The organism is Microbacterium sp. LMI1x-1-1.1 (assembly GCF_040676205.1).
Lineage (GTDB): Bacteria > Actinomycetota > Actinomycetes > Actinomycetales > Microbacteriaceae > Microbacterium > Microbacterium aquilitoris.
In genome coordinates this window covers 866,679-892,951 of the sequence record NZ_JBEGHM010000002.1, presented here as the reverse complement: position 1 = coordinate 892,951, position 26,273 = coordinate 866,679, and the positions used below count along the sequence as shown (strand labels likewise).

Sequence of the window (26,273 nt, the reverse complement as noted above, 5' to 3'; positions counted from 1 at the left end):
GTGCCTGTCACCTCCTCCGGAACCACTCATCTGAGCGAACGCGATCCGAAGGTGAGCGGAGCCGAGATGGTCGCCGCACTCGTACCGCCTCCGCAGTTCGATCACGCGACCTTCGCGACCTACCGTGCCGACGAGTCCTACCCGTCTCAGCAGGGGGCGAAGGACCTGCTCGAGGTGTTCAGCTCGGGCCGCGGGGCCCCCGCGGCCCGCGGCGGGTTCTTCCGCCGGGCCAAGCGCGAGGCTCCGATGAAGCCCGGCGTCTACCTCGACGGTGGGTTCGGCGTCGGCAAGACCCACCTCCTCGCCGCGATCTACCACGCGATGCCGGCCCGTCGGAAGTACTTCGGCTCGTTCATCGAGTACACCGCCCTCGTCGGCGCGTTGGGATATCAGAAGACGGTCGAGCTGTTCCGCGGCGCCGACCTCCTCTGCATCGACGAGTTCGAGCTCGACGACCCGGGCGACACGATGGTGATGACCCGACTGATCGCCGAGCTGGTGCCGACCGGCACGAAGCTCGCCGCGACCTCGAACACACCGCCGAACGCCCTCGGTGAAGGGCGTTTCGCCGCGCAGGACTTCCTCCGCGAGATCCAGGCGATGTCCGAGCACTTCCAGACGATCCGCATCGACGGCACCGACTACCGGCAGCGTGCCGTCGACGGTCACGCCGTGGTCCTCGACGACGCCGCCTACGAGAGCGCGATGACGGATGCCGCGGCATCCGCCCTTGTCTCCGATGACGACTTCAGCGCGTTCATCGGTCACCTGGCGTCGGTGCACCCGTCGCGCTACATCCGCCTCATCGAGGGCATCGGAGCGATCGGTCTGCGGAACGTGGTCGGTTTCGATGATCAGGCTGCCGCGCTCCGGTTCGTGGCGTTCGTCGACCGGGCCTACGACGCGCAGATCCCGATCCGCGCGACAGGCGTGGCCCTGGATTCGGTGTTCCGCGAGGACATGCTCGCGGGCGGGTACCGCAAGAAGTACCTCCGCGCCGTCTCGCGACTGGTCGCTCTCACCCACTCGTAAGCAGCGTCACGTTCTTCTCGGAGTGCCGGGAAACCTGATGTTTACCTCGTCGCCACCCTCGTAACCGGCGCGAAACACGGACGCGCCTCCGGGCGAAACCGCGGACCTCGACACTGGGGGCACCCGACGCTACACCTGCGTCCCTGCAGAGAGGTTCCCTTCGAGATGGATCAAGGCAACACCGCATTCATACTCATCGCGGCCGCACTAGTCCTGCTGATGACCCCAGGTCTCGCGTTCTTCTACGGCGGCCTCGTCAAGGCGAAGAGCGTCATCAGCATGATGATGATGTCCTTCGGCGCACTCGGCCTCATCGGCGTCCTGTGGGTGCTCTACGGCTACGCCATCGCGTTCCCGGGCGAGTCGGGAACGGTCTTCCCGTGGGCCATCGATGGCGGAGCGATAGGCCTGAGCAACGCACTGGAGCTCGCTGACGGGGCAAGCTACCCCGAGCTGGCATTCATCGCCTTCCAGGCGACGTTCGCCATCATCACCGTCGCTCTGGTCTCTGGCGCGATCGCCGATCGGGCCAAGTTCGGTGCGTGGATGATCTTCGCGGGTGTCTGGGCGACCGTCGTCTACTTCCCGGTTGCCAGCTGGGTCTTCAACTTCGGTCTCGCTGACGACGGATCGTTCGAGTACGGCGGCTGGATCACCCACGGTCTCCAGGACGTCTTCGGCGTCGGCGTCATCGACTTCGCCGGCGGCACCGCGGTCCACATCAACGCCGGTGCGGCGGCTCTCGCCCTCGCGCTCGTCCTCGGCAAGCGCGTCGGCTTCCAGAAGGGCGTCCACGTCCCCCACAACCCGCCGTTCGTCCTCCTCGGCGCCGGCCTCCTGTGGTTCGGTTGGTTCGGCTTCAACGCCGGGTCCGAGCTCGCGGCCGACAACACCGCTGCGCTCGCCTTCGTGAACACGATCGCCGCTCCGGCCGCGGCGCTGCTCGGGTGGCTCGTCGTCGAGAAGATCAAGGACGGCAAGCCGACGTCAGTCGGTGCCGCCTCGGGTGCCGTCGCAGGTCTGGTTGCCATCACCCCCGCCTGCGGTTCGCTGGACCCCATCTGGGCCATCGTCCTCGGCATCATCACCGGTGCCGTCTGCGCCCTCGCGATCGAGCTGAAGTTCAAGCTCGGTTTCGACGACTCGCTCGACGTGGTCGGCATCCACCTCGTCGGTGGTCTGATCGGAACGCTGTACCTCGGGTTCTTCGCCCGCGGCACGGGGCTCTTCATGGGCGGAGACGCTTCGCAGCTGATCGTCCAGGCGATCGCGGCCTTCGCCGTGCTGATCTACTCCTTCGTGCTCGCCTTCATCATCGGCTTCGCGATCGAGAAGACGATCGGCTTCCGCGTCAAGAACGAGGACGAGATCGCCGGTATCGACACGATCGTGCACGGTGAGGCCGGCTACGTCCTGGAGGACGCCAAGGTCTGAGCCGTCACAACACACGGAGGGCGTCGCGGGATTACCCGCGGCGCCCTTCGTCGTCGTTCGTGACACGTTTCATTTTCTGCTTGTGCGTTCTCGGCCGGCTGCCCTACGTTGAGCGGGAAGCGCTTTCCACACTGTCTCCGTCCAACGAAGGACGAGAAAGGACGACGATGTCCCGCATCCGTACGACCGCCGCCTGGGCGGCCGCAGCCGTTTTCGCTATCTCGCTGGTCGGCTGCACCCCTGCCACGTCTCAGTCGGGCGGTTCGTTCGACCCTGATGAGAAGGTCTCCCTCGATTTCGCGTGGTGGGGCAACGACGACCGTGCGGCTCGCTACGCGAAGCTCATCGAGGCCTTCAACGAAGAGCACCCGAACATCACGATCAAGACGACGTTCACGGACTTCCCGAGCTACTGGGAGCAGCGGCAGGTCGAGGCAGCGAGCGGCAGTCTCCCGGACGTCTTCCAGTTCTCGGACAGCTACCTGCGCCAGTACGGCGAGAGTGGTGCGATCCTCGATCTGAACGAGGTGGCCGATCAGATCGATGTCACGACGTTCGACGACAGCCTGCTCGGCACGGGCCGATTGGACGGCACGCAGTACTCCCTCCCGACCGGTTACAGCCTCTGGGCGAACTTCGTGAACGAGGACCTCTTGAAGAAGGCGGGTCTCGAGCTCCCGGCGGCGGGCTCGTCGTTCGAGGAGTTCGATGACTGGCTCGCCGAGGTGACAGAGAAGACCGGCGGCGACCCCTTCGGCGGGACCGATTACACGCAGCGCATCCAGGTGTTCGAGCTGCAGCTTCGCGCCGCGGGGAAGGCGCTGTACACCGACGACGGTGAGCTCGGCTTCACGAAGGACGAGTTGGCGACATTCTGGGAGTCCGGAGCGCCGCTGCGCGACGGGATCACCATTCCCCAGCAGCAGCTCGAGGAGATCAGTCCCATCTCGGGCTTCGGCTCGACCCGGACGCTCAGTGAGATGAGCTGGAGCAACTTCCTCGGCGGGTACCTGGCCGATTCGGGTGCGTCGTCCATCGCGATCGTGGCTCCGCCGACGACGGATGCCGGGGCGAAGGACCTCTACCGCCAGGGCGGTCTGCAGGTCGCGATCTCCTCGCGGACGAAGCACCCCGAGGCCGCCGCGATCTTCCTCGACTACGTCGTCAACAGCCCGGAGGCGGGGGAGATCTTCGGCACGACCCTTGGCTTCCCGGCATCCAGCAGCAAGCTGGAGGGCACGAAGCTCGAAGGGCCCGATCAGCAGGTCGCGGACTACATCGAGTCGGTCTCCGACCGGATCGGCGACGCCCCGCCGCCGGCGGTCGTGGGATACGGCTCGCTCGAGCAGAAGTTCTGGGATCTGGGCAAGGAACTCGGGCTCGGAACGAAGTCGGTGGATGCCGCGGTGGACGAGTTCTTCGCCGAGGCGGACGTGATCCTCAACAACTGACCGGACCCGCGGACGAGGGCTAGGGTGACGGCGTGGCATCCCGTCTGATCTCCGCCCTCGTCCGCTTGTTCCGGTCCTCGCCTGACACGACCCGGCCCGCCGGAACCGTGCGTGTGATGCCCGGCGACGTGCGGGACCTCCGCATCAGCTATCGCCCGGAGTCGGACGGGGATCCCGACGCGGGTGAGATCGTTTGGACCTGGGTTCCGTTCGACGAAGCTGACGGGCGTGGCAAGGATCGTCCGGTCCTCGTCATCGGGCAGCACGGTCGTGACCGGCTGTACGCGGTCCGCCTGACGAGCAAACCCCACGACCGTGATGGAGAGCATCTGGCGCTCGGATCGGGGGAGTGGGATGCCTCCGGCCGCCCGTCATGGGTAGACCTCGGCCACCTCTACAGCGTCCCGCCGGTTGCGATGCGGCGCGAGGGAGCGGCCCTGGACCGTCGCCGCTTCGATCAGGTCGCCGCAGCGCTGAAGGCCCGGTACGGCTGGTCCGTCTGAGGCCTGAGAACGACGAAAGCCCCCGGAAATCCGGGGGCTTCTCGGTGGGCGATGCCGGACTCGAACCGACGACCTCTTCCGTGTGAAGGAAGCGCGCTACCAACTGCGCCAATCGCCCGAATGACACTCGGGCCGATGACCGAGCATACCGGATGCCGCGGCCCCGACCGAACCGGCCCGCGCCGTGACGGCGAGACACGCGCGGGGCGGCGCCGGTTTTGCGCTGGCGCGGGAATCGTCTAATGTTTAACGAGTGCCGGAGCGATCCGGAACGAAATGCGGATGTAGCGCAGTGGTAGCGCATCACCTTGCCAAGGTGAGGGTCGCGAGTTCGAATCTCGTCATCCGCTCGAGTGTGGGGATCTTCCTCCGGGGAGATCACGTCACGTGGGTCAAACCACACACGGTGGCGTGGCCGAGTGGCTAGGCAGCGGCCTGCAAAGCCGTCCACACGGGTTCGAATCCCGTCGCCACCTCCACTCACAACTCAACAGCCTTCACAGGCGCGATTGGCGCAGCGGTAGCGCGCTTCCCTGACACGGAAGAGGTCACTGGTTCGATCCCAGTATCGCGCACAGACAAACCCCCGGTTATCCGGGGGTTTTTTGTTGCGCCGACAGGGCGCGCGATCGCGCGCCCCGCGCCGTCAGCCGGCGGTCTCGTCGGACTCCGGCAGCTCGTGCAGGCCGGCAGGCGAGTTCGCCAGGGTCATCAGCCGCGCGACCCAGTCCTGATTCAGCGGGATGCGGGTGTCGTGGCGGCGCCGGAACTCGAGACGCGCCGCGCGGTTCATCCAGACGGTCGTGCGCCCGGTGCCTTCTCCCGCTGCTCGCGACCACGTGAACAGGAACGCCTCACCTCGGCGGAGCTTCGCGTAGATCACGGCTTCGAGGTGCACGAGGGTGCGGTCGTCGATGTCGAATCGAGTGGTGGCGTTGTAAGAGAGGAGTCCCATGGAACCGACCCAGGTCTAGGCGTACAGAGAGGGCGGAGCTGCGGTCTCCTCTGTCATTGTGCCATCCGATCAGCCGTTCCCGTGTCCGGCGCGGCCGTGTCACACCGGGGGATCCCTCGCTGACAGACTGACCCCATGACCACCGCCCGGATCGTCGCCCTCTTCGTCGTTGCCGCCCTCGCCGAGATCGGCGGAGCCTGGCTGATCTGGCAGGCCGTACGCGAGAACCGCGGCTGGTGGTTCGCGCTCCTGGGCATCGTCGCACTCGGGGCGTATGGGTTCGTCGCCGCGTTCCAGCCGGATGCGAACTTCGGTCGAGTCCTCGCGGCCTACGGCGGCGTCTTTATCGCAGGTTCACTCGCCTGGGGAATCGTGGTCGACGGGTTCCGTCCGACGCTCTGGGATTACGTCGGGTCGGCGATCGCCCTGGTGGGGGCCGCGATCATCATCCTGGCTCCCGTCGTCACCGACGCAGGAGAGGCGTGACCGCGAACCCGGGTCGCCTCATGGGACGATGACCGCGCGGCCGCGGACCGTTCCCGCGGCGAGGGCCTCGTATGCCTTCGGTCCGTCGTCGAGCGAGTACCGCTGGATTTCGACGCCGACCTGCCCGGAACGAGCGAGGTCGAGCACCTCGATCAGCTCGCTGCGCGACCCCCAGTAGGGGATGCGGAGAGCCGCGTCGTAGGCGATGGAACCGAAGCCGACGTGCGCTGTTCCGCCGCCGATCCCGACGATCGTGACGTCCGCGTCGAGCGCCGCCGCCGCGACGGCGGTCGCGATCGTGGGCTCGGCGCCGACGAAGTCGAAGACGGCGTTCGCTCCCAGGCCGTCGGTGAGTTCGCGGATCCGATCGACCGCGTTCTCGTCGCTGATCACGGTGTGGTGCGCGCCCACCTCCCGTGCCAGCTCGAGTTTCTCGTCGGTGACGTCCAGCGCGATCACCGTCGCCGCCGAGACGGCACGGAGGATCTGGATCGCGACGTGGCCCAGCCCGCCCGTTCCGATGACGACCGCGGTCGTCCCGGCGCCGAGCTTCGGCAGGGACGTCTTGATCGCGTGGTAGGGCGTCAGACCGGCATCCGTCAGTGACACGTTCTGCACGGGATCGAGGTCGCCCAGCGGCACGAGGTGACGTGCGCTGTCGACGATCATGTACTCCGCCATCGAACCGGGCGCGCCGAGACCCGGAGGCATGATCCCTTCGGCCTGCGCGTTCGTGCAGTAGTTCTCCTTGCCCTGAGCGCAATTGCGGCAACGACCGCAACCCCAGGGCCCGTATACGGCGACCGCGTCGCCGACCTGGAGGTGTTCGACGCCCTCGCCGAGCTCCTCGACGATGCCCGCGCCCTCATGCCCGAGGGTGAGCGGGAGCGGATACCCGGCGGCGGTGTACTCCTCCTCGCTCAGACTCATGACGAACTCGTCCGAGTGGCAGACGCCCGCGGCGGTGACCTTCAGGAGGACCTGACCGGGTCCGGGAGAGGGCTTCTCGATCTCGACGACTTCAGGGTGGGAACCGATGCGCGTGTACTGGAGTGCCTTCATGCTCCGCACGCTACGCCTGCGGATCCCCCGCGCGCACGGCCCTGCGCCCGCGCAGCCGGGACGATAGGATCCGGCCATGGCCCACCTCGTGCTCACTGTGGTCGGCGACGACCGTCCGGGACTCGTCAACGCCCTCGCCGAGCAGGTGTCCGCCGTCGGCGGCAACTGGGAGCGCAGCGAGCTCGCCGAACTCGCCGGCGCGTTCGCCGGCATCGTCCTCGTCACGATCGACGATGACCGCGAAGCCGACCTGGTCGCGGCTCTCGAGGGGCTCGACGGGATGCTGCGCGTCACCGTCCACGGCGGCCGGGCCATCGCGTCCGCTGACGCCGTCGAGCGCTCCCTCGAGGTGACGGTCCTCGGCAATGACCGTCCCGGCATCGTCCGCGACGTCACCGCCGCGATCGCCGCTCACACTCTCAGCATCGACACGTTCCGCAGTCGCACGCTCGACGCGCCGATGGCCGGTGGGACGCTCTTCGAGGCGACTGTCGCGTTCCGTCTCCCGGCTGGAGCGGACGCCGCCCCGGTGACCACCGCGCTCGAGGAGCTCGCGGGCGAGATCCAGGTCGACCTCACCGTCGCCTGACCCCGGGCGCCCGCGGCGCGGGGTCAGCGGAACAGGAGCGGCACCGTGGCTGCGGCCACGACGAGCGGCGCGGCGACGAGACCCCAGAGGATGAACCGACGCCACGGCAGGTGGACGTCTGCGGCGACGAGCCGTTGATGCCACAGAAGTGTCGCGAGCGAGGCCCACGGGGTGATCAGGGGGCCCGCGTTCACTCCGATCAGCAGCGCCGCAAGACGTTCCGGCGTGTCTGCCGTCGTCTCGAGGAGCAGGTACGCGGGCAGGTTGTCGAGCCCATTCGCTGTGACGAGCGCGGTTCCCGACATGCGCAGGAGGTCGAGGGGCTCCGACCCCGAGCCTGCGAGCGCCGTGGCGAGCTGGCCGGAACCCCACGCCTCGAGCGCCGCGACGGCGGAGAAGAGGCCGGCGGCGAAGACCAGCAGCGACCACGGCACCAAGCGGATGCCGAGGGCCCGCGGCGAACGCCAGGCGAAAAGGACGAGCAGCGCGACGGCTGCGCCCGTCGCCGGGATCCATGGCTCGATACCGCTGACCAGCAGGGGGAGCAGTGCCAGGACGACGATGGATGCCGCGACCAGCTGCACCCTGTCGCTCACCCGCGGCGGCGCCGCCACCGTGAAGATCCCGACCAGCGACCGGCGGTGGAACGACCAGAGCAACCCGACGGTCACGAGGATCGCGACCGCGGCGGACGGCCCCAGAAGGAGGACGAACGAGGCAGGGTCGGCGGCCCCCGGCATCCGTGCCAGGGCGAGAAGGTTCGTCAGGTTCGACACCGGGAGCACGAGGGAGGCGGTGTTGGCGAGCCAGACGGTGGTGAGCGCGAACGGCAGTGGGGGCAGACCGTTCGCGCGGGCGACGGCGATGACGACGGGCGTCAGGAGCACGGCTGTCGTGTCGAGGGAGAGGAACGCCGTGGTCACGACGGCGAGCACGACGACGAGCACCCAGAGGAGCGCCGTGCGTCCCCGCGACAGGCGAGCGAGCCACGACGCCGTGACGTCGAAGACGCCGGCCTTCGCGGCGAGCTCTGCGACGATCGTGACTGCCACGACGAACGCGAGGATCGGTAGGACGCGTTCGGCGACGTCGCCGAGGTCGGCGAGGGGGAGGACCCCGGTGACGAGGGCGGCGATCGCCCCCAGGAGCAGGACGAGTCCCGCGAGAGCGAGCTTCACGGCATCCATCATCGCCCCTGTCCGCCGCCCAGTAGACTCGCAGGATGCAGAACGGCCGGTCATCCCACCTCGCCGGTACGCGAACGCCGCGGGCCTGAGCGGGCGGAGCGCGTCGTGCGCTCGAAGCTGACTACTCTGATCCGAGCCACTTCCTGGAGATCCTCCCTTGTCTGATCTGATCGCCCCGGCGGATGTCGACCTTCCTGCCGACGGTTTCGCCCTGTTCCCCGACCGTTCCGTCGTCGCCCTTCGTGTCCGCGGCGAGCTGAAGGACCTCGCGACGGTCGTCGACTCTCTGGACGGCGTCGAGCCCGTGACGGTGTCGAGCCCCGATGGGCTGAACATCCTGCGCCACTCGACGGCCCACATCCTCGCCCAGGCGGTGCAGCGCGTCCGCCCGCAGGCGAACCTCGGGATCGGTCCGCCGATAACGGACGGCTTCTACTACGACTTCGGCGTCGACGAGCCGTTCACGCCCGAAGACCTGAAGGCCATCAAGAAGGAGATGGAGCGCATCGTCCGCGAAGGGCAGCGCTTCGTCCGCCGTGTGGTGACCGATGACGAGGCCCGCACCGAACTCGCCGACGAGCCGTTCAAGCTCGAGCTCATCGGGCTTAAGGGCGGGTCGCAGGAAGCCGCCGAGGGCGCCTCGGTCGAGGTCGGCGCCGGCGAGCTGACCATCTACGACAACGTCACCCGCGACGGCGAGACCGCGTGGAAGGACCTCTGCCGCGGGCCCCACGTGCCGAGCACCCGTGTCGCCGGCAACGGCTGGGACCTCACCCGCGTCGCCGGCGCCTACTGGCGCGGCAGCGAGAAGAACCCGCAGCTGCAGCGCATCTACGGCACCGCGTGGCCCACGAAGGACGAGCTGCGCGCCTACCAGCAGCGTCTCGAGGAGGCCGCCAAGCGCGATCACCGCAAGCTCGGCAAGGACCTGGACCTCTTCTCGTTCCCCGAGGAGATCGGGCCCGGCCTGTCGGTCTTCCACCCCAAGGGCGGCATCATCCGGTACGAGATCGAGCGCTACATGCGCGAGAGTCTCCTCGCCAACGGATACCAGGTCGTGAACACGCCCCACATCACCAAGGGCGATCTGTTCATGACGAGCGGCCACCTGCAGTGGTACGCCGACGGCATGTACCCCCCGATGGTGCTCGACGAGGTGGTGGATGCCGACGGCCACGTCTCACGCGAGGGCCAGGAGTACTACCTCAAGCCCATGAACTGCCCGTTCCACAACCTGATCTTCCGCTCGCGCGGACGCAGCTACCGCGAGCTGCCGCTGCGGCTCAGCGAGTTCGGCTCGGTCTACCGGTACGAGAAGAGCGGCACGCTCGCAGGACTCACCCGGGTGCGGGGGATGACGCAGGACGACACCCACATCTACGTGACCGCCGACCAGGTCAAGGGCGAACTCGAGCACAGCCTCGCCTTCGTGCTGCAGACCCTGCGCGACTACGGGCTGAACGACTTCTACCTCGAACTGTCGACGAAGGAGGAGGGGAACCCCAAGTTCATCGGCGACGACCGCCTGTGGGACGAGGCGACGCGGACCCTCCGCGAGGTCGCCGAGGGCTCCGGTCTGGAGCTCGTGCCCGACCCGGGCGGGGCGGCGTTCTACGGTCCGAAGATCTCGGTCCAGGCGCGTGACGCGATCGGGCGCACCTGGCAGATGTCGACGATCCAGCTCGACTTCAACCAGCCAGAGCGGTTCGAGCTCGAGTACACCGGCCCCGACGGTGAGAAGCACCGTCCGGTCATGATCCACCGCGCGCTGTTCGGCTCGATCGAGCGCTTCTTCGCGATCCTCCTCGAGCACTACGCCGGGGCCTTCCCGGTATGGCTCGCCCCCGTGCAGGTCGTCGGCATCCCCGTCGCCGAGGAGTACGGTCCGTACCTCGACGAGATCGTCGCGCGCCTGCGCGCGGTGGGCGTCCGCGCCGAAGTCGACCACTCCGACGACCGCATGCCGAAGAAGATCCGCACCCACACGACCCAGAAGGTCCCCCTGCAGCTCATCGCGGGCGAGCAGGACCGTTCCGGGGGCACGGTGTCGTTCCGGTTCCGCGACGGGTCGCAGACCAACGGCATCCCGGTGGACGAGGCGATCGACAAGATCGTCGCGGCGATCTCGGGTCGTCTTCTCGTGAACACGGCCGAGGACCTCGTATGAGCGACCCCGACGAGGGTCGTGCGGAACCGGCATCCGCTCTCGCGGGTGTGCCGGACGAGTTCCAGCGACTCTGGACCCCGCATCGGATGGCCTACATCCAGGCGGGACCGGAACCCCTCAAGCACGACTGCCCGTTCTGCGCCGCACCCGGCAAGTCGGACGAGGAGGGGCTCATCGTCGCCCGCGGCGAGACGGCGTACGTCCTGCTGAACCTGTTCCCGTACAACTCCGGTCACCTGCTCGTGTGCCCGTACCGCCACTTCGGCACGTACGACGAGGCGACGCCCGAGGAGGTCGCCGAGATCGGCGCGCTGACCCAGGTGGCCATGCGGGTGCTGCGGAAGGTCGCGAACTGCGACGGCTTCAACCTCGGGATGAACCAGGGCGAGGTCGCCGGTGCGGGCGTCGCGGCGCACCTGCACCAGCACGTCGTCCCCCGCTGGGCGACGGACGCGAACTTCTTCCCGATCATCGCGAAGACGAAGGCGCTTCCCCAGCTGCTCGGCGAGGTCCGCCAGTCGGTGGCGGACGGCTGGCCTGTCCTCTGACGAGCCCGCCGCCCGCGGTGGTCACCGGACCTGAGTGACCTCGAACTGCATCCGCGGGTGCGCGTACGCCTCCTGCGACTCGACGAGCTGCAGTTCGCGCGTGCCGGCGTCGTAGGTGTTCTGCAGAAGGTCGAACACGCTCGAGGTGGTCCTCGCGAGCGCGTCGGCGGCGTTCCCGCTCTCACGGAAGTGGGCGGTGAACAGGGCGGCGGTCACGTCGCCGGAGCCGTTCGCCTTCATCGGGATGTGGGGGGTGCGGACGATCCAGGCGCCGTCATCCGTCACGGCGAGCATCTCGATCGTCCCCTCGGGGCGCTCGGGCCGCTCGACGCTCGTCACGAGCACGGTCGACGGTCCCAGGGCACGCGCCGCGTCCACGGAGGCGAGGGTCGACTCGAGATCGGCCGGGTCGGTCCCGGTGAGGAAGCCGAGCTCGAACTGGTTCGGCGTGATCAGGTCGGCGGCGGGGACGACCCGCTCGCGCAGGAGGACCGGGATGGCGGGGGCCACGAAGCATCCGCTCTTCGCGTTGCCCATGACGGGGTCGCAGGCGTAGATCGCGTTCGGATTGGCGGCCTTGACGCGCGCGACGGCGTCGAGGATGACGTCGCCGATCCCCTCGCCGCCCTGGTAGCCAGAGAGGACCGCGTCGATCTCGCCGAAGGCGCCGCGTTCCTCGATGCCGGTGATGACGTCGGCGACGTCCTGCGGGCTGATGAGCGGGCCGCGCCAGGTGCCGTACCCGGTGTGGTTCGAGAAGTTGACGGTGTAGACCGGGTAGACCTCGACGCCGATGCGCTGCAGCGGGAACACGGCGGCGGAGTTTCCGACGTGGCCGTACGCGACGGCGGACTGGATGGAGAGGATCTTCACGGGGCGGTACTCGCTTCCGGTGAGGGCGCGATCGCTCGCGCCGAGGCGGCGACGTTGGCGGCGAGCCGCGCGAGGTCGGTGTCGGACAGGTCGTGGACGGTGAGGCGCAGGCGGCGACGGGCGTCGTCGTCGGCGAGGACGAATTCGTCGCCGGGTCGAGCGAGCCAGCCGCGTCGCATCAGCTGCTCGGCGACGGCGCGGGCGGGAGCCGGGACGCGCACCCACAGGCTGAGGCCGTCGCCCGCCGTCGTGGGGACACCCTGGCGCGTCAGTTGGTCGGCGAACGCCTCGTTGCGCGATCGGTAGTGCTGAGCCGCGCGTTCGACCCCTGCCATGACCTCGTCGTCGGACACCAGGGTGACGGCGAGGCGCTGCAGGAGATGGCTCACCCACGTCGACCCGGGGCTGAGCCGCCGAGCCAGTCGCTCCGCCGTGTCGCGGTCGCTCGCGGTCACGGCCAGGCACATGTCCGGCCCGAGGAACTTCGAGACCGACCGGATCAGGGCCCACCGACGATGGTCTGGGCCGATGATCGAGTGGTACGGCTCCCGCGAGAGCATCGAGAAGTGGTCGTCCTCGATGACCAGAACGTACGGATGCCGCGCCAGCACGGCGCGGAGCTCCGCCGCCCGCTCGGCGGTCAGGCTCACGCCCGTGGGGTTCTGCGCCCGAGGCGTGCAGACGATGGCGCGGACGCCCGCGTCGAGCGCGGCCTGGAGGCCGACCACCGTCATCCCGTGGTCGTCGACGGGGATGGCGACGGGCCGGTAGCCGCCGATCTTCACGGTCCGCAGTGCCGACAGGAAACAGGGGTCTTCGAGTCCGACTCCGTCGTCGCGGGTGAGGGCGTCGGCGAACAGCCGCTCGAGGGCGTCGACGGCGCCGCCGGTGATCGTCAGCCGGAGGTCGTCGCGGCCCGGCAGGTCGTTCTCGATCCACCGGGCTGCCCACGCTTCGAGGTCCGGGTCGATCGTCGGCTCTCCGTAGAGGATGGGGCGACCGGCGAGGCTCGACAGGGCGAGGGAGGGGTCGGGGATGAGGGTCGGATCGGGGTTCCCGGTCGCGATGTCGCGGAGGACCGTGTCGGCGGCGAACCCTTCTTGGGCGGGGTCCGCGCGCGGCGCCACGCGGGTTCCGGCTCGGCCGGCCGTCTCGACGGCGCCCGCGGCGGCGAGGTGGCGGTACGCCGCGACGACCGTGTTCCGGTTGACGCCGATCGTGTCGGCGAGCGCGCGAACCGGCGGCAGCGCAGCGCCCGGGGCGAGATCGCCGCGGTCGATGAGGGAACGGATACTGTCCGCGATCTCCGCAGCGGTGTCGCCGCTGATCGCCAGGACATCGTTCGTCATGCCGTCGAGTCTATGTCCGGGTCATGCTAACTTTTGGCCTATGCCAACGAATTCGACCGGAACGGCGCGCGTCAAGCGCGGCCTCGCCGAGATGCTCAAGGGCGGCGTCATCATGGACGTCGTCACCGCCGACCAGGCCAAGATCGCCGAGGACGCCGGCGCCGTCGCCGTCATGGCGCTCGAGCGCGTACCGGCCGACATCCGCGCCCAGGGCGGCGTCGCACGGATGAGCGACCCCGATCTCATCGACGACATCATCGCGTCCGTCTCGATCCCCGTGATGGCCAAGGCGCGTATCGGACACTTCGTCGAGGCTCAGGTGCTGCAGGAGCTCGGCGTCGACTACATCGACGAGTCCGAGGTCCTCTCACCCGCCGACTACGTGAACCACATCGACAAGTGGGGCTACACCGTGCCCTTCGTCTGCGGTGCGACGAACCTCGGCGAGGCACTGCGGCGGATCACCGAGGGAGCGGCGATGATCCGCTCCAAGGGGGAGGCCGGCACGGGCGACGTGTCGGAGGCCATGAAGCACATCCGCAAGATCCGCGGTGAGATCGCCGCCCTGTCGGCGCTGTCGAAGGATCAGCTCTACGTCGCCGCGAAGGACCTGCAGGCGCCGTATGAGCTCGTTGCCGAGATCGCCGAGACCGGCACGCTCCCCGTCGTCCTCTTCGTCGCCGGTGGCGTCGCGACGCCCGCGGATGCGGCGATGATGATGCAGCTCGGGGCCGACGGGGTGTTCGTCGGGTCCGGCATCTTCAAGAGCGGCAACCCCGCCGAGCGCGCCGCCGCAATCGTGAAGGCGACGACCTTCTTCGACGACCCGAAGGTCGTCGCGGACGTGTCCCGGGGGCTCGGCGAGGCCATGGTCGGTATCAACGTGTCCGATCTCCCCGCTCCGCACCGGCTGGCGGACCGGGGCTGGTGACGAGACCTCGCATCGGCGTCCTCGCCCTCCAGGGCGATGTCCGTGAGCACTCCCGGGTGCTCACGGACATGGGTGCCGACGTCCTCTCGGTCCGGCGTCCCGGCGATCTCGCCGCGGTGTCCGCGCTCGTCCTCCCCGGTGGTGAGTCGAGCGTGATCGACAAGCTCTCCCGCGCCTTCGGGATGCGCGAGCCCCTGCGTGCCGCGATCGCGGGCGGGATGCCGGTCCTCGGCACGTGTGCCGGCCTCATCCTTCTCGCGGACCGGCTCGAGGACGGCATCGTGGGCCAGCAGACGTTCGGCGGGCTCGACGTGACCGTGCGACGCAACGCGTTCGGCTCGCAGACCGAGTCGTTCGAGACCGATCTCGAGGTTCCGGCGGTGGGGGACCCGCGCGTGAAGGCCACGTTCATCCGTGCGCCGATCGTGAGCGAGGTCGGTCCGTCGGCCGAGGTGATCGCGCGTCTCGCCGATGGCGGCGTCGTCGGGGTCCGGCAGGGGGGCGTGATGGGGCTCTCGTTCCACCCCGAGCTCGACGGCGAGAGGCGCTTCCACGAGCTCCTCCTGGAGGCCGCGCGTGACGCGTAGCGAAGGGGCTCGGCCTCGGTCCTAGACTGGACCCTGCGCTTTTTCCGAGAGGAGTCCCATGAGCGGACATTCCAAGTGGGCGACCACCAAGCACAAGAAGGCCGTCATCGACTCGCGTCGCGCGAAGTCGTGGGCGAAGCTCATCAAGAACATCGAGGTCGCCGCCAAGCTCGGCGGCGCCGATCTGCAGGGCAACCCGACGCTGTTCGACGCCGTCCTGAAGGCGAAGAAGACGTCGGTCCCCAAGGACAACATCGACCGCGCCATCAAGCGCGGCGCAGGCATCGGCGGCGAGTCCGTCGAGTACACCTCGATCATGTACGAGGCCTACGGCCCGAACGGCGTGGCACTCATGGTCGAGTGTCTGACCGACAACAAGAACCGCGCCGCCGCCGAGGTCCGGACCGCCCTCACCCGCAACGGCGGCACGCTCGCCGACCCCGGCTCGGTCGCGTACAACTTCGCCCGCAAGGGCGTCATCGTCGTCTCCGGCGAGGGCACGACCGAGGACGACGTCATGATGGCCGCCCTCGAGGCCGGCGCCGAGGAGATCGAGCCGCACTCCGAGGGCTTCGAGGTCGTCACCGAGGCATCCGACCTCGTCTCGGTCCGCTCCGCGCTGACGGACGCGGGCATCGAGTACGAGTCCGCGGATGTCGAATTCGTCCCGAACCTCAAGGTCGAGATCGACGCCGACACGGCGCGCAAGGTCTTCCGGCTCATCGATGCCCTCGAGGACAGCGAAGACGTCCAGAACGTCTACGCCAACTTCGACCTCACGGCCGAGGTGCAGGCCGAGCTCGAGGACGACGAGTCAGAGTAGAGCCTCACCGGGCGCGCCGACGAGCGGATGCTGCACCTCCCGCCTAGCGTGGGGGAGTGGCATCCGCTCTTCGCGTTCTCGGGATCGACCCGGGCCTGACCCGGTGCGGCGTCGGGGTGGTCGATGTCCGCCCCGACCGGTCGGCCTCGCTCGTCCACGTAGGTGTCGTCCGCTCCTCGCCGGAGGCGCCGATCGAGCAGCGCCTCGCGACGATCGCCGCCGGCATCCGTGCGGTCCTGGCCGAGCACGGGCCCGACGTCGTCGCCGTCGAGCGGGTCTTCGCGCAGCAGAACCGGAGCACGGTGATGGGCACCGCCCAGGCGAGCGGCATAGCCCTGCTCCTCGCGGCCGAGCACGGGCTGCCCGCCGCGACGCACACTCCGTCGGAGGTGAAGGCGGCGATCACCGGATATGGGAACGCCGAGAAACTCCAGGTCCAGACGATGGTCGCCCGCGTGCTGCGTCTGGACGCTCTCCCGCAGCCGGCCGACGCAGCGGATGCCCTGGCGCTCGCGCTGTGCCATGCCTGGCGGCGCGGGTCGTCGGCCCCCGTCGGTGCGGCGCTGACGCCGGCCCAGCGCGCCTGGGCTGAGGCCGAGAAGGCGTCGCGACGCTGACGCGTGTCGCTCGAACATACGTCCGAACGCTCCCGTAGGCTCGTCGCATGATCTCCTCGCTGCGCGGTCGCGTGATCCACCTCGAACCCGACTCCGCCGTCATCGACGTGCACGGTGTGGGATACGCCGTGGCCGTCACCGCTCAGTACGCACGGCAGGTGCACCTGGGCGACGAGGTCTTCGTCCACACGGCGATGATCGTCCGCGAAGACGCAATGCTGCTCTTCGGATTCGAGGACCGCTCCGAGCTCGACGTCTTCGGGCATCTGCTCAGCGTGTCCGGCGTGGGTCCGAAGTCCGCCCTCGGTGTTCTCTCGTCCCTCACTGTCGACCAGATCGCGACGGCGGTCGCCGACGAGGACGACGCTCCGTTCCGTCGCGTCTCGGGCATCGGTCCGAAGACCGCCAAGCTCATCGTGGTCCAGCTGGCCGGCAAGCTCACGGCGCCCACCCGCACCGCCGCGGGCGCCCCGATTCCGCAGGGGCTGGGCGCGCAGGTGTCCGCGGCCCTCATGGCGCTCGGGTGGAACGAACGCGTCGCACTCGAGACGGCGGAGAACGTCCTCGCCGATGCGCCCGCCGGAGCGTCGGTACCGGCACTCCTCAAACTCGCGCTCGCCCAGCTGGGCCCGGCCCGTGCGGAGCGCTCCGGTGTCTGATCCCCGCGACCAGCGCCTCCCCGAGAACGAGACCGAGCTCGCTGTCGAGGGTGCGCTCCGCCCCGGCTCGCTCGCGGAGTTCATCGGGCAGATGAAGGTGCGCGGACAGCTGCAGTTGCTGTTGGATGCCGCCCGCATCCAACAGCGTCCCGCCGACCACATCCTCCTGTCGGGCCCGCCCGGACTGGGCAAGACGACTCTCGCGATGATCGTCGCCCACGAGAGCGAGCGGCCGCTCCGGATGTCGAGCGGTCCCGCGATCCAGCACGCCGGCGACCTCGCCGCCCTCCTGTCGAGCCTCGTGCCGGGTGAGGTGCTGTTCATCGACGAGATCCACCGCATGGCGCGCTCCGCCGAGGAGATGCTGTACCTCGCGATGGAGGACTTCCGCATCGACATCATGGTCGGAAAGGGAGCGGGTGCGACCAGCATCCCGCTCGACCTCGCCCCCTTCACCCTCGTCGGTGCGACCACCCGCTCCGGGCTGCTCCCCAACCCCCTCCGCGACCGCTTCGGCTTCACCGCGCACCTCGAGTACTACGAGCCGGTCGAGCTGGAGCAGGTCATCGCCCGCTCGGCGGTGATGCTCGACGTCGATGTGCCCGCGGCATCCCGGGAGGAGATCGCCCGCCGCTCGCGCGGCACCCCTCGCATCGCGAACCGGCTGCTGCGCCGCGTGCGCGACTACGTCGTCGTCCACGGCGGCTCGTCGACACAGGCGACCACGGGCGACGTCTCGGCGGCCCTCGAGCTTTACGACGTCGACGACCTCGGACTCGACCGCCTCGACCGCGCGGTGCTCGACGCGCTCGTGCGACGTTTCCGCGGCGGCCCCGTGGGACTGAACACCCTCGCCGTCACGGTGGGGGAGGAAGCCGACACGATCGAGTCGGTCGTCGAGCCCTACCTCGTCCGGATCGGGTTCATGGGACGCACTCCCCGGGGGCGGGTCGCGACCCCCGAGGCCTACGCCCACCTGGGGATCCCCCGGCACGACGGGGCGCTGACCCTCGATGACCTATAATCGCTGAAGGCTCCGGCCTCCCACCCTCTTCGCCGCATCGATGCGGCGTGCCCTCCCGAAAGGCGGACCCGCGTCCATGTTGCTTCTCTCCCAGCAGAACACCCAGCAGGCCACCGGAGGAAACTTCTTCATGGACTACGGCCTGCTCATCCTGCTGGCGGCTCTGCTGGTCTTCATGTTCGTCAGCTCGCGTCGCCGCGCGAAGAAGATGAAGGAGCAGCAGGAGCAGAAGGCTCAGCAGATGGTCCCGGGCGTCAAGGTCCTGCTCCAGGGCGGGCTCTACGGCACGATCGTCGAGTACGACCCGACCGACCTCTCCAAGCCGGCTCACGTGGAGCTCGCTCCCGGCATGGTCGTCGAGGTCCACAGCCAGGCCATCCTCCGCATCGTGGAGGACGAGGAGCCAGTCGTCGACGAGGACGAGCAGGTCGCCGGTGACGACGTCATCGTCTCGCGCGACGAGACGATCCTCGACTCGCGTCCCGTCGACAGCACTCCCGACGCGGACGACAAGCCCAAGGCCTGATCTCCTCCGCTTCGGCGGTCCCTGAAGAAAGTTCCCTCCGTGGCTTCATCCACCCCCGTCCGCCGCGCCTGGCGCGCACTCATCGGACTCCTCGCCCTGACCGCCGTGCTCTTCGGGGTGAACGCCGCGGGCGTCATCCTCTTCGAGAAGAGTTCGTGGGTGCCCGAGTTGGCGCTCGACCTCCAGGGCGGCACGCAGATCATCCTGCAGGCGCAGACCCGGGAAGGCGCTCAGCCCACAGCGGATCAGATGCAGCAGGCGGTCTCGATCATCCGTCAGCGTGTGGATGCCTCGGGTGTCGGCGAGACCGACATCACGACGCAGGCGGGCAACCAGATCGTGGTGCAGCTTCCGGGCATCGCCGACGAGGAGACGCGCGACCGCATCGGCCGTTCGGCGCAGATGCAGCTGCGGGCCGTCCTCTACACGGCGGCCCCGAGCAACACGTTCGTCGGTGACGACGGCAAGCAGACCCCGTACCCGACGCCCGGTCCGTCCCTGAACGCGACTCCCACTCCGGCGCCGACGAATGGCAGCGACCTGTCGTGGGCGACGGAAGAGGTGCAGGCCGAGTTCCTCGCCTACGACTGCGCGAAGCCCGCGAACGACCCGGCCCAGGAACCCGCGGACCAGCCACTGATCACCTGCGACGCGGACGGTTCGGCCAAGTACCTCCTGGGACCCGTGGAGCTCACCGGCTCCGCGATCTCCGACGCGACCAACGGTCTGAACTCGCAAAACGGCCAGTGGGCCGTCAACATCGTCTTCAACGGGGCCGGCACAAAGACTTTCGGGGACATCAGCCAGCGGCTCTTCAACCTGCAGTCGCCGCAGAACCAGTTCGCCTTCGTCCTGGACGGCGAGGTCATCTCCGCTCCGTCGATGAACGCCGTGATCACCGACGGCAAGCCGCAGATCACCGGCAACTTCGACCAGGAGACCTCGAAGACGCTCGCGGATCAGCTCAAGTACGGCGCTCTTCCGTTGAGCTTCGAGGTCCAGAGCAGCAACTCGATCTCGGCGACGCTCGGATCGCAGCAGCTGCTCATCGGTCTCGTCGCCGGACTCATCGGGCTCGCCCTGGTCGCCATCTACTCGCTGACGGTCTACCGTGCCCTCGGCTCGGTCATCATCGCGTCGCTCGCAGTGATGGGCGTCCTCACCTACATCACCCTGTGCATCCTCGCGTGGCGGATGGGGTTCCGACTCTCCCTCGCGGGTGTGGCCGGCCTGATCGTGACGATCGGCTTCACGGCCGACTCGTTCATCGTCTACTTCGAGCGCGTTAGGGACGAACTCCGCGACGGCAAGTCGATCACTGGTGCCGTCGAAGACGGCTGGGACCGCGCCAAGCGCACGATCTACATCTCGAAGTCGATCAACATCCTCGCCGCCGTCGTGCTGTACATCCTGGCCGACTCGACGGTGAAGGGCTTCGCCTTCACGCTGGGTCTGACCACCGTGATCGACGTGCTCATCTTCGTGCTCTTCACGCACCCCGTGATGCAGCTGCTCGCTCGGACGCGTTTCTTCGGTGGGGGGCACCCGCTCTCGGGTCTCGATCCGACCGCACTCGGTGCCGTCTACCGTGGTCGTGCGCAGTTCCGCGCGCCCGTCGCCGCCGGCGGCAAGTCCCAGGCCGAGAAGCGCTCGTCGCGATCCCGCAGCGAAGCCGTCCGCCGACAGACCATCGCTGAGCGCAAGCTCGCGGAGCAGAGCGGCACCAACCGCTCGGCAGGGGAGGGGAACGACTGATGCGTTCCATGAGTGATTTCGGTAACGACCTCTACACGGGCAAGGTCTCCTTCCCGTTCGTCGGCCGCCGCCGTCTCTGGTTCCTGATCGCGGCGATCCTCGTGATCGGTTCGGCGCTCGTGCCGGTCTTCCGTCCGGTCCAGTTCTCGATCGAGTTCACCGGCGGATCGCAGTTCACCGTCAACGACGTCGCCAAGCCCGACCAGCTGCTCGCGACCAAGGCGGTCCAGTCGGTCGTCCCGGACGCCGCGCCGCGCGTCACGACGGTCGGCGACGACAGCCTCCGCATCCAGACCGACCAGATGGGTGAGATCGAGACCCGCGAGGTCACCTCGGCTCTCGTCGAGGCGTACGGGGTGTCGGACAAGAGCGTCAGCTCGTCGTTCATCGGGCCGAGCTGGGGGGAGAGCGTGACTCGTCAATCCCTCTGGGGCCTGGCGATCTTCCTCGTACTGACGTTCGTGATCCTCGCGTTGTACTTCCGTACCTTCAAGATGTCGGTCGCCGCCATGATCGGTCTGGTCGACGTCCTCGTCGTCACCGTGGGCGTCTACGCGCTGTTCGGCTTCGAGATCTCGCCCGCGGCCGTGATCGGCTTCCTCACGATCTTGTCCTACTCGCTGTACGACACCACGGTCGTCTTCGACAAGATCCGCGAGAATACCTTCGAGGACGGTGAGAAGTCCGGTCGGACCTTCGGCGAGTCGGTCAACCTCGCCGTGAACCAGACCCTCATCCGATCGATCAACACGACCGTCGTGGCGGTGCTGCCGACGGGGGCGATCCTCTTCATCGGCGCCCTGTGGCTCGGGGCTCAGACTCTGACCGACATCTCGCTGTCGATCTTCGTCGGAACGATCGTCGCGGCATACTCCACGCTGTTCGTCGCCGCGCCGCTGTACTCGCTCCTGCGCGAGAACGAGGCCGACCTCAAGGCGCGCGACCAGCGTGTCGTGGAGGCTCGCTCGGCAGCCGTCGCCGCGGTCTGAGCCGGATGCGCGCGGGCGTAGGATTGACCTCCAGTTCCAAGCGCGTACGGGCATACAGGAGGCGATCGCATGGCTGAAGCGGTCACTCCGACAGGCTCTGCGACGGGTGGGCAATCGCTGCGCAGGCTCGTGCCGCGCATCTTCTCGCGGGCCCCGTCGCGCGACGCCCTCGAAGAGCTTATGCGGACGGTTCGCGTCCACCACCCCAAGGGCGACATCGCGATCGTCGAGCGCGCGTACCGGACGGCGGCGAAAGCGCACGCGTCCCAGAAGCGCCAGAGCGGCGAGCCGTACATCACGCATCCGCTCGCGGTCGCGCAGATCCTCGCCGAACTCGGCCTCGGTCCGCGCGCGATCGCCGCGGCCCTCCTGCACGACACGGTCGAGGACACGGACTACTCGCTCGATCAGCTGACCGCCGACTTCGGCGACGAGGTCGCGATGCTGGTCGACGGCGTCACGAAGCTCGACAAGGTCAAGTACGGCGACGCTGCGCAGGCGGAGACCGTCCGCAAGATGATCGTCGCGATGTCCAAAGACATCCGCGTTCTGCTGATCAAGCTCGCGGACCGCCTGCACAACGCTCGCACCTGGGGGTTCGTCCCTCCCGAGAAGGCCGCCAAGAAGGCCCGCGAGACGCTCGAGATCTACGCGCCGCTGGCGCACCGTCTCGGCATCCAGACCGCCAAGAGCGAGCTCGAGGATCTGTCGTTCGCGGTGCTCCACCCCAAGCTCTACGCCGAGATCGACTCGCTCGTGAAGCAGCGCACCCCGCAGCGCGAGCAGTACGTGCACACGGTCATCGACAACGTCGAGGCGGACCTGCGAGACCTCCGCATCCGCGGACGCGTCATGGGGCGGCCTAAGCAGCTGTACTCCGTCTACCAGAAGATGGTGGTCCGCGGTCGCGAGTTCGACGACATCTACGACCTCATCGGCATCCGCATCATGGTGGGCACGGTCAGGGATTGCTACGCCGTCCTCGGTGCGATCCACGCACGGTGGACGCCGATCCCCGGCCGGTTCAAGGACTACATCGCGACGCCGAAGTTCAACCTCTACCAGTCGCTCCACACGACGGTCATCGGTCCTGGCGGACGCACGGTTGAGATCCAGATACGCACGCACGAGATGCACCAGCAGGCCGAGTACGGCGTCGCGGCGCACTGGAAGTACAAAGAGCAGATCGCCGGCGGCAAGGCGGACTCCAAGGCGATCGACCAGGACATGGCCTGGCTCGCGCACATCTCCGACTGGCAGGCAGAGACCGCAGACCCAGGTGAGTTCCTCGACTCGCTGCGCTTCGAGATCGGTGCGAAGGAGGTCTACGTCTTCACCCCGAAGGGTCGTGTCGTGGGGCTTCCCGCGGGGGCGACCCCGGTCGACTTCGCGTACGCGGTGCACACCGAGATCGGCCACCGCACGATGGGGGCGAAGGTCAACGGCAGGCTCGTTCCCCTCGAGTCTGAACTCCACTCGGGTGACGTCGTCGAGGTGTTCACCTCGAAGAATCCGGATGCCGGGCCGAGCCAGGATTGGCTGGCCTTCGTCAAGAGCACCCGAGCGCGCAACAAGATCCGCGGCTGGTTCACGAAGGAACGCCGAGACGAGGCCGTCGAGCAGGGCAAGGACGCGATCGCTCGCGCGATGCGCCGACAGAACCTACCGCTGCAGCGGCTCATGAGCCAGGACTCGTTCACCGCCGTCGCCCACCAGCTCCGGTACGAAGACGTGACCGCGCTCTACGCGGCGGTCGGCGAAGGCCACGTCTCGACGCAGTCCGTCATCGAGAAGGTGACCGCGCTCGTCCGTTCCGAGGAGGAGGAGACCTCCACCGGTCCCATCGACCTGCCGGCCGTAGGGCGCTCGAAGGCGCCGCGCGGCGGCGACTCCGGTGTCCTCGTCCGCGGTGCCCCCGACATCCTCGTCAAGCTCGCCAAGTGCTGTACACCGGTGCCGGGCGACGAGATCGTGGGCTTCGTGACCCGTGGAAGCGGTGTGTCGGTGCACCGAGCGGACTGCACGAACGTCGGCTCGCTCCGCGATCAGCCCGATCGACTTATCGACGTGTCATGGGCTCCGACGTCGAAGAGCGTCTTCCTCGTGCACATCCAGGTGGAGGCGCTCGACCGTTCGGGCCTGCTCAGCGACATCACGCGGGTGCTCAGCGAACACCACGTGAACATCCTGTCGGCATCGGTCCAGACGACCAACGACCGTCTCGCCCTCAGCCGTTACGTCTTCGAGATGGGCGACACCGTCCACCTCGATCGCGTGCTGAACGCCGTCCGGCGCATCGACGCCGTGTACGACGTCTACCGGGTCACCTCTTCCTGACGCCGCCGTAGTTCTGCGGCCGCCGCCCGTTTGTGGTGGATGGGACCCGCCGCGTCGATCCAGATGACGGCATCGGCGAGGAGGTCCGGTCGCCACGCGAGCATGTCATCGACCAGGTGGCGCGGCGATCCGCCGACCACGGCGTCGCGGACGAGGTCGACGAGGGTGCGGACGGGCGTCGTCACAGCGACGCCGCTGATGACCTCGACGTCGCCGGCGGGTAGCGCGACATCCCGGAACCGGATGCGCGCGTCGACCGGGAAGGCTGCTCGCCGCCGGCCGGCGCGCTGCAGAGTGTGGATGAGCGGCGGGTCCGGGATGGCACCGTGCACCCACGCCGCGCTCGCGTGGGTGACTGCGCGCTCCGGCCCGCCGATGGAGCGGAAGGATGCTGCGCGCAGCTCTCGTGTCTCGACGGCGTCCGCCGGCATGAACGCCTCGCCGACCTCCACCAGGTCGCCGTCGAGACGGGCGGCAGTCAGCTCCGCAGTCGACAACCGATCATCGGCGAAGTAGAGGAACGGCCACATGAGGGCAGTCTGCGCCATCGAGGTGCGTCGCCGTCGGGCTGCCGACACCTCTGTGGAGAACACAGAGAGCGGAGCACCCCGGGGGAGTGCTCCGCTCTCTGTCGGTACGAGGTGTCAGCCGCCGAGGGCGCGCAGCCAGCCCTTGCGGGCTTCGAGGGCGTCCTTCGCCTTGGCGATGGCGGCTTTGTCCTTCGTGGCCTCTGCGGCCGCGAGTTCTTCTTCGAGCTTGGTGATGGCGTCCTGGAGCTGGCTCGTCATGTCGTTCTGACGCGCCTTCGTCTCGGGGTTGTTGCGCTTCCAGTCCTCGTCCTCGCGGGACTTCAGCGTGGTCTCGACCTTGCGGAGCTGGTCGTCCAGCCCGCGCTCGGTGTCGCGCGGGAACACCCGACCGATCTCGTCCCAGCGGCGCTGGATGTTCGTGAGGAGTGTGCGCGCCTTGGCGTTGTCCTTCTCCTTCGCGACGGCGGCAGCTTCGTCGAGCAGAGCGCGCTTGGCCTCGATCTTCTCCTTCGATGCTTCTACGTCCGCGTTCTCGCGTTCGATGCGCGCGCCGTAGAGGACGTCGCCGGCTGCCTTGAACCGGGCCCAGAGCGCGTCGTCCGCCTTCTTTCCGGCGCGGCCGGCGCTCTTCCACTGGTCGAGCAGCTCGCGGTACGCCGAGATGCCATCCTCACCCCTCGGCGCCAGCGCCTCGGCGCGCTCGACGAGGCGCGTCTTCGCATCGCGGGCGCTCTTGTGCTGCTCGTCGAGGCTCGAGTAGAACTCGCGCCGGTTCTTGTCGACGACGGCACGTGCGTCACGGAATCGCTTCCAGAGCTGCTGACCGACCGCCTTGGGCAGGCGGGGGCCGGTGCTCTGGTGCTCCTGCCAGCGTGCGAACAGCGCGGCTACGTCCGCCGTCGTCTGCTTCCATTGGATGGAGCGCGGGTCCTTGGCGGCGATCGCCTCGATCTCGGCGACGATGCTCTCGCGCTCGGCGACGGCGGCATCCACTGCTGCCCGCTGCGCCTGCGCCTCTTCCGCGCTCGCCTCGGACAGTGCCCCCTCGAGTGCGGTGACGCGTGCCTCGAGCGTGGCCAGGTCGCCGACTGCGGCAGCGCCGTCGAGCCGTTCACGGATTGTCCGGGCGGTGCCGCGCAGGTCGGATGTCGAGGCGCCGCCCCGACGGTGGCGCACCTCGAGCAGCGTCACCTCGGAGGCGAGGTCTGCATACTTGCGCTCGAAGTAGGCGAGCGCCTCTTCGGGGGTGCCGTCGGGGTACTGGCCGACGACGCGCCACTGGTCGCCCTCACGGACGGAGACGGTGCCGTCGTCGTCGACGCGGCCCCACGGCTGGGTCTCGGCGGATTCGGGGGTGGCGGAACTCACGGGGGTCACCTCGTCGGCGGCATGCGCCGCATGGGGGTCGGATTAGTGACTCAGCCTAGTACGCGGCGGTCACGGGGTCGGAGTGGGCGTCGGCGAATCCGTCGCCGTGGGCGACGGCGCGGGTGTCTCGCTCGTCGTCGAGGTCGGGGTCGGGCTCGGTGCGGGTTCGGGAGTTCCGGGGCCCACGGTGTAGTAGGCCGCCTGACCCGCCAGGATCCCCAGAAGAAGGATGCCGCCCGCGACGCCGGCGATCACGTTGTCGCGGCGGCGGCGCTGCACCAGCGACGCGTTGAAGCGTCGGCGCGCCTCATAGAGGCGGGCGCGCTCCCGTTCCTGTGCGCTTGCGCGCGGCCTGCTCTTGCCCGCTGCCACGGCGATCCTTCCGTCGGGGCTGCGCACGAGCCCAGCCACCTGCAGATTATTCGGCTCGCGCGCTCGCGACAAAACCCGGGGGCCATGCCTCGACCCGGGATGACGGTGACGGCGATTAG

General features: G+C 68.5%; 26 protein-coding genes and 4 tRNA genes. 21 read left to right on the top strand and 9 right to left on the bottom strand.

Features of this window, described 5'->3' with window-relative positions; genetic code table 11:
• The 4 genes from zapE to MRBLMI1x_RS12060 all read left to right on the top strand — a co-directional run bounded on the left by zapE (position 1) and on the right by MRBLMI1x_RS12060 (position 4,420).
• Positions 1 to 1,032 (top strand): cell division protein ZapE, encoded by a 1,032-nt coding sequence (gene zapE, locus MRBLMI1x_RS12075; RefSeq protein WP_311870323.1) that lies wholly within the window; start codon positions 1 to 3, stop codon positions 1,030 to 1,032.
• A 165-nt stretch (positions 1,033 to 1,197) separates the two neighbouring features.
• A complete protein-coding gene (locus MRBLMI1x_RS12070; protein WP_020097330.1) occupies positions 1,198 to 2,466 on the top strand; it encodes an ammonium transporter in 1,269 nt (422 codons plus the stop codon).
• A 167-nt stretch (positions 2,467 to 2,633) separates the two neighbouring features.
• Positions 2,634 to 3,917, top strand: a complete 1,284-nt coding sequence (locus MRBLMI1x_RS12065; RefSeq protein ID WP_363458993.1) for an ABC transporter substrate-binding protein — start codon at positions 2,634 to 2,636, stop codon at positions 3,915 to 3,917.
• 32 nt (positions 3,918 to 3,949) lie between these two features.
• On the top strand, positions 3,950 to 4,420 hold the full coding sequence (locus MRBLMI1x_RS12060) for a type II toxin-antitoxin system PemK/MazF family toxin (RefSeq protein WP_363458991.1): 471 nt from the start codon (positions 3,950 to 3,952) through the stop codon (positions 4,418 to 4,420).
• 45 nt (positions 4,421 to 4,465) lie between these two features.
• Here the strand turns inward: MRBLMI1x_RS12060 and MRBLMI1x_RS12055 are convergent.
• Positions 4,466 to 4,538 (bottom strand) — tRNA-Val (locus tag MRBLMI1x_RS12055).
• A gap of 160 nt (positions 4,539 to 4,698) precedes the next feature.
• On the opposite strand from MRBLMI1x_RS12055, the gene MRBLMI1x_RS12050 reads away from it, so the two are divergent.
• From MRBLMI1x_RS12050 to MRBLMI1x_RS12040, 3 genes are all read left to right on the top strand, one after another.
• Positions 4,699 to 4,770, top strand: a tRNA-Gly gene (locus MRBLMI1x_RS12050).
• A gap of 55 nt (positions 4,771 to 4,825) precedes the next feature.
• Positions 4,826 to 4,899, top strand: a tRNA-Cys gene (locus MRBLMI1x_RS12045).
• 24 nt (positions 4,900 to 4,923) lie between these two features.
• Positions 4,924 to 4,995, top strand: a tRNA-Val gene (locus MRBLMI1x_RS12040).
• 71 nt (positions 4,996 to 5,066) lie between these two features.
• On the opposite strand, the gene MRBLMI1x_RS12035 is transcribed toward MRBLMI1x_RS12040, so the two are convergent.
• Positions 5,067 to 5,375 carry a hypothetical protein gene (locus tag MRBLMI1x_RS12035; RefSeq protein WP_363458989.1) on the bottom strand — a complete coding sequence of 103 codons (309 nt, stop codon included), beginning with the start codon at positions 5,373 to 5,375 and terminating at the stop codon, positions 5,067 to 5,069.
• Between the two features lie 135 nt (positions 5,376 to 5,510).
• On the opposite strand from MRBLMI1x_RS12035, the gene MRBLMI1x_RS12030 reads away from it, so the two are divergent.
• Positions 5,511 to 5,861 (top strand): YnfA family protein, encoded by a 351-nt coding sequence (locus tag MRBLMI1x_RS12030; protein ID WP_116229134.1) that lies wholly within the window; start codon positions 5,511 to 5,513, stop codon positions 5,859 to 5,861.
• Positions 5,862 to 5,879: 18 nt separating this feature from the next.
• On the opposite strand, the gene MRBLMI1x_RS12025 is transcribed toward MRBLMI1x_RS12030, so the two are convergent.
• A complete protein-coding gene (locus MRBLMI1x_RS12025) occupies positions 5,880 to 6,923 on the bottom strand; it encodes an NAD(P)-dependent alcohol dehydrogenase (RefSeq protein WP_336123614.1) in 1,044 nt (347 codons plus the stop codon).
• A 76-nt stretch (positions 6,924 to 6,999) separates the two neighbouring features.
• Here MRBLMI1x_RS12025 and MRBLMI1x_RS12020 point away from each other — a divergent pair, with 76 nt between their 5' ends.
• Positions 7,000 to 7,512, top strand: a complete 513-nt coding sequence (locus MRBLMI1x_RS12020; protein WP_018186710.1) for a glycine cleavage system protein R — start codon at positions 7,000 to 7,002, stop codon at positions 7,510 to 7,512.
• 23 nt (positions 7,513 to 7,535) lie between these two features.
• On the opposite strand, the gene MRBLMI1x_RS12015 is transcribed toward MRBLMI1x_RS12020, so the two are convergent.
• A complete protein-coding gene (locus MRBLMI1x_RS12015; RefSeq protein WP_363458986.1) occupies positions 7,536 to 8,702 on the bottom strand; it encodes an SLC13 family permease in 1,167 nt (388 codons plus the stop codon).
• A 154-nt stretch (positions 8,703 to 8,856) separates the two neighbouring features.
• Between MRBLMI1x_RS12015 and thrS the strand changes: the two genes are divergently transcribed.
• Complete coding sequence (gene thrS / locus MRBLMI1x_RS12010; protein ID WP_363458984.1) at positions 8,857 to 10,866, top strand: threonine--tRNA ligase; 2,010 nt, start codon at positions 8,857 to 8,859, stop codon at positions 10,864 to 10,866.
• A complete protein-coding gene (locus tag MRBLMI1x_RS12005; RefSeq protein WP_020097321.1) occupies positions 10,863 to 11,414 on the top strand; it encodes an HIT family protein in 552 nt (183 codons plus the stop codon). The genes thrS and MRBLMI1x_RS12005 overlap by 4 nt, the downstream gene beginning before the upstream one ends.
• A 21-nt stretch (positions 11,415 to 11,435) precedes the next feature.
• On the opposite strand, the gene pdxY is transcribed toward MRBLMI1x_RS12005, so the two are convergent.
• On the bottom strand, positions 11,436 to 12,287 hold the full coding sequence (pdxY, locus tag MRBLMI1x_RS12000) for a pyridoxal kinase PdxY (protein WP_363458981.1): 852 nt from the start codon (positions 12,285 to 12,287) through the stop codon (positions 11,436 to 11,438).
• Entirely contained in the window at positions 12,284 to 13,636 is a 1,353-nt protein-coding gene (locus tag MRBLMI1x_RS11995; RefSeq protein WP_363458979.1) for an aminotransferase class I/II-fold pyridoxal phosphate-dependent enzyme, read from the bottom strand. The genes pdxY and MRBLMI1x_RS11995 overlap by 4 nt, the downstream gene beginning before the upstream one ends.
• Before the next feature lie 40 nt (positions 13,637 to 13,676).
• Between MRBLMI1x_RS11995 and pdxS the strand changes: the two genes are divergently transcribed.
• The 10 genes from pdxS to MRBLMI1x_RS11945 all read left to right on the top strand — a co-directional run bounded on the left by pdxS (position 13,677) and on the right by MRBLMI1x_RS11945 (position 23,884).
• Positions 13,677 to 14,567: a pyridoxal 5'-phosphate synthase lyase subunit PdxS gene (gene pdxS, locus MRBLMI1x_RS11990; protein ID WP_018186716.1), complete on the top strand. Its 891-nt coding sequence runs from the start codon at positions 13,677 to 13,679 to the stop codon at positions 14,565 to 14,567.
• A complete protein-coding gene (pdxT, locus tag MRBLMI1x_RS11985) occupies positions 14,564 to 15,154 on the top strand; it encodes a pyridoxal 5'-phosphate synthase glutaminase subunit PdxT (protein ID WP_363458977.1) in 591 nt (196 codons plus the stop codon). Before pdxS ends, pdxT begins: the two co-directional genes overlap by 4 nt.
• A gap of 58 nt (positions 15,155 to 15,212) precedes the next feature.
• Complete coding sequence (locus tag MRBLMI1x_RS11980) at positions 15,213 to 15,977, top strand: YebC/PmpR family DNA-binding transcriptional regulator (protein ID WP_363458975.1); 765 nt, start codon at positions 15,213 to 15,215, stop codon at positions 15,975 to 15,977.
• A gap of 56 nt (positions 15,978 to 16,033) precedes the next feature.
• Positions 16,034 to 16,594, top strand: a complete 561-nt coding sequence (gene ruvC, locus MRBLMI1x_RS11975) for a crossover junction endodeoxyribonuclease RuvC (protein WP_018186719.1) — start codon at positions 16,034 to 16,036, stop codon at positions 16,592 to 16,594.
• A 47-nt stretch (positions 16,595 to 16,641) separates the two neighbouring features.
• Positions 16,642 to 17,253, top strand: a complete 612-nt coding sequence (ruvA, locus tag MRBLMI1x_RS11970; RefSeq protein WP_018186720.1) for a Holliday junction branch migration protein RuvA — start codon at positions 16,642 to 16,644, stop codon at positions 17,251 to 17,253.
• The gene (ruvB, locus tag MRBLMI1x_RS11965) at positions 17,246 to 18,277 is read left to right on the top strand and encodes a Holliday junction branch migration DNA helicase RuvB (protein ID WP_018186721.1); all 1,032 of its coding nucleotides are present in this window, start codon (positions 17,246 to 17,248) and stop codon (positions 18,275 to 18,277) included. The genes ruvA and ruvB overlap by 8 nt, the downstream gene beginning before the upstream one ends.
• A 76-nt stretch (positions 18,278 to 18,353) precedes the next feature.
• Positions 18,354 to 18,803: a preprotein translocase subunit YajC gene (locus MRBLMI1x_RS11960; RefSeq protein ID WP_018186722.1), complete on the top strand. Its 450-nt coding sequence runs from the start codon at positions 18,354 to 18,356 to the stop codon at positions 18,801 to 18,803.
• A gap of 39 nt (positions 18,804 to 18,842) precedes the next feature.
• Positions 18,843 to 20,558, top strand: coding sequence for a protein translocase subunit SecD (gene secD, locus MRBLMI1x_RS11955; RefSeq protein ID WP_018186723.1), 1,716 nt, complete (start codon positions 18,843 to 18,845; stop codon positions 20,556 to 20,558).
• Positions 20,558 to 21,547 (top strand): protein translocase subunit SecF, encoded by a 990-nt coding sequence (secF, locus tag MRBLMI1x_RS11950; protein ID WP_028497396.1) that lies wholly within the window; start codon positions 20,558 to 20,560, stop codon positions 21,545 to 21,547. Before secD ends, secF begins: the two co-directional genes overlap by 1 nt.
• A gap of 69 nt (positions 21,548 to 21,616) precedes the next feature.
• The gene (locus MRBLMI1x_RS11945; RefSeq protein ID WP_018186725.1) at positions 21,617 to 23,884 is read left to right on the top strand and encodes a RelA/SpoT family protein; all 2,268 of its coding nucleotides are present in this window, start codon (positions 21,617 to 21,619) and stop codon (positions 23,882 to 23,884) included.
• On the opposite strand, the gene MRBLMI1x_RS11940 is transcribed toward MRBLMI1x_RS11945, so the two are convergent.
• The 3 genes from MRBLMI1x_RS11940 to MRBLMI1x_RS11930 form a co-directional block, all read right to left on the bottom strand.
• A complete protein-coding gene (locus MRBLMI1x_RS11940; RefSeq protein WP_363458971.1) occupies positions 23,863 to 24,432 on the bottom strand; it encodes an SAM-dependent methyltransferase in 570 nt (189 codons plus the stop codon). The two genes, MRBLMI1x_RS11945 and MRBLMI1x_RS11940, sit on opposite strands and share 22 nt — an antisense overlap.
• Positions 24,433 to 24,528: 96 nt before the next feature.
• Positions 24,529 to 25,791: a DUF349 domain-containing protein gene (locus MRBLMI1x_RS11935; protein ID WP_414685611.1), complete on the bottom strand. Its 1,263-nt coding sequence runs from the start codon at positions 25,789 to 25,791 to the stop codon at positions 24,529 to 24,531.
• A gap of 60 nt (positions 25,792 to 25,851) precedes the next feature.
• On the bottom strand, positions 25,852 to 26,193 hold the full coding sequence (locus MRBLMI1x_RS11930) for a dioxygenase (protein WP_363458967.1): 342 nt from the start codon (positions 26,191 to 26,193) through the stop codon (positions 25,852 to 25,854).
• Positions 26,194 to 26,273 lie beyond the last annotated feature (80 nt).

Coding starts and splice junctions, on each gene's coding strand:
- MRBLMI1x_RS12070 (WP_020097330.1), top strand. CDS start 1,198: ATGGATCAAGGCAACACCGCATTCATACTCATCGCGGCCGCACTAGTC.
- MRBLMI1x_RS12065 (WP_363458993.1), top strand. CDS start 2,634: ATGTCCCGCATCCGTACGACCGCCGCCTGGGCGGCCGCAGCCGTTTTC.
- MRBLMI1x_RS12035 (WP_363458989.1), bottom strand. CDS start 5,375: ATGGGACTCCTCTCTTACAACGCCACCACTCGATTCGACATCGACGAC.
- MRBLMI1x_RS12030 (WP_116229134.1), top strand. CDS start 5,511: ATGACCACCGCCCGGATCGTCGCCCTCTTCGTCGTTGCCGCCCTCGCC.
- MRBLMI1x_RS12025 (WP_336123614.1), bottom strand. CDS start 6,923: ATGAAGGCACTCCAGTACACGCGCATCGGTTCCCACCCTGAAGTCGTC.
- MRBLMI1x_RS12020 (WP_018186710.1), top strand. CDS start 7,000: ATGGCCCACCTCGTGCTCACTGTGGTCGGCGACGACCGTCCGGGACTC.
- MRBLMI1x_RS12015 (WP_363458986.1), bottom strand. CDS start 8,702: ATGATGGATGCCGTGAAGCTCGCTCTCGCGGGACTCGTCCTGCTCCTG.
- MRBLMI1x_RS12005 (WP_020097321.1), top strand. CDS start 10,863: ATGAGCGACCCCGACGAGGGTCGTGCGGAACCGGCATCCGCTCTCGCG.
- MRBLMI1x_RS11995 (WP_363458979.1), bottom strand. CDS start 13,636: ATGACGAACGATGTCCTGGCGATCAGCGGCGACACCGCTGCGGAGATC.
- pdxS (WP_018186716.1), top strand. CDS start 13,677: ATGCCAACGAATTCGACCGGAACGGCGCGCGTCAAGCGCGGCCTCGCC.
- MRBLMI1x_RS11980 (WP_363458975.1), top strand. CDS start 15,213: ATGAGCGGACATTCCAAGTGGGCGACCACCAAGCACAAGAAGGCCGTC.
- ruvA (WP_018186720.1), top strand. CDS start 16,642: ATGATCTCCTCGCTGCGCGGTCGCGTGATCCACCTCGAACCCGACTCC.
- MRBLMI1x_RS11960 (WP_018186722.1), top strand. CDS start 18,354: ATGTTGCTTCTCTCCCAGCAGAACACCCAGCAGGCCACCGGAGGAAAC.
- secF (WP_028497396.1), top strand. CDS start 20,558: ATGCGTTCCATGAGTGATTTCGGTAACGACCTCTACACGGGCAAGGTC.
- MRBLMI1x_RS11945 (WP_018186725.1), top strand. CDS start 21,617: ATGGCTGAAGCGGTCACTCCGACAGGCTCTGCGACGGGTGGGCAATCG.
- MRBLMI1x_RS11940 (WP_363458971.1), bottom strand. CDS start 24,432: ATGGCGCAGACTGCCCTCATGTGGCCGTTCCTCTACTTCGCCGATGAT.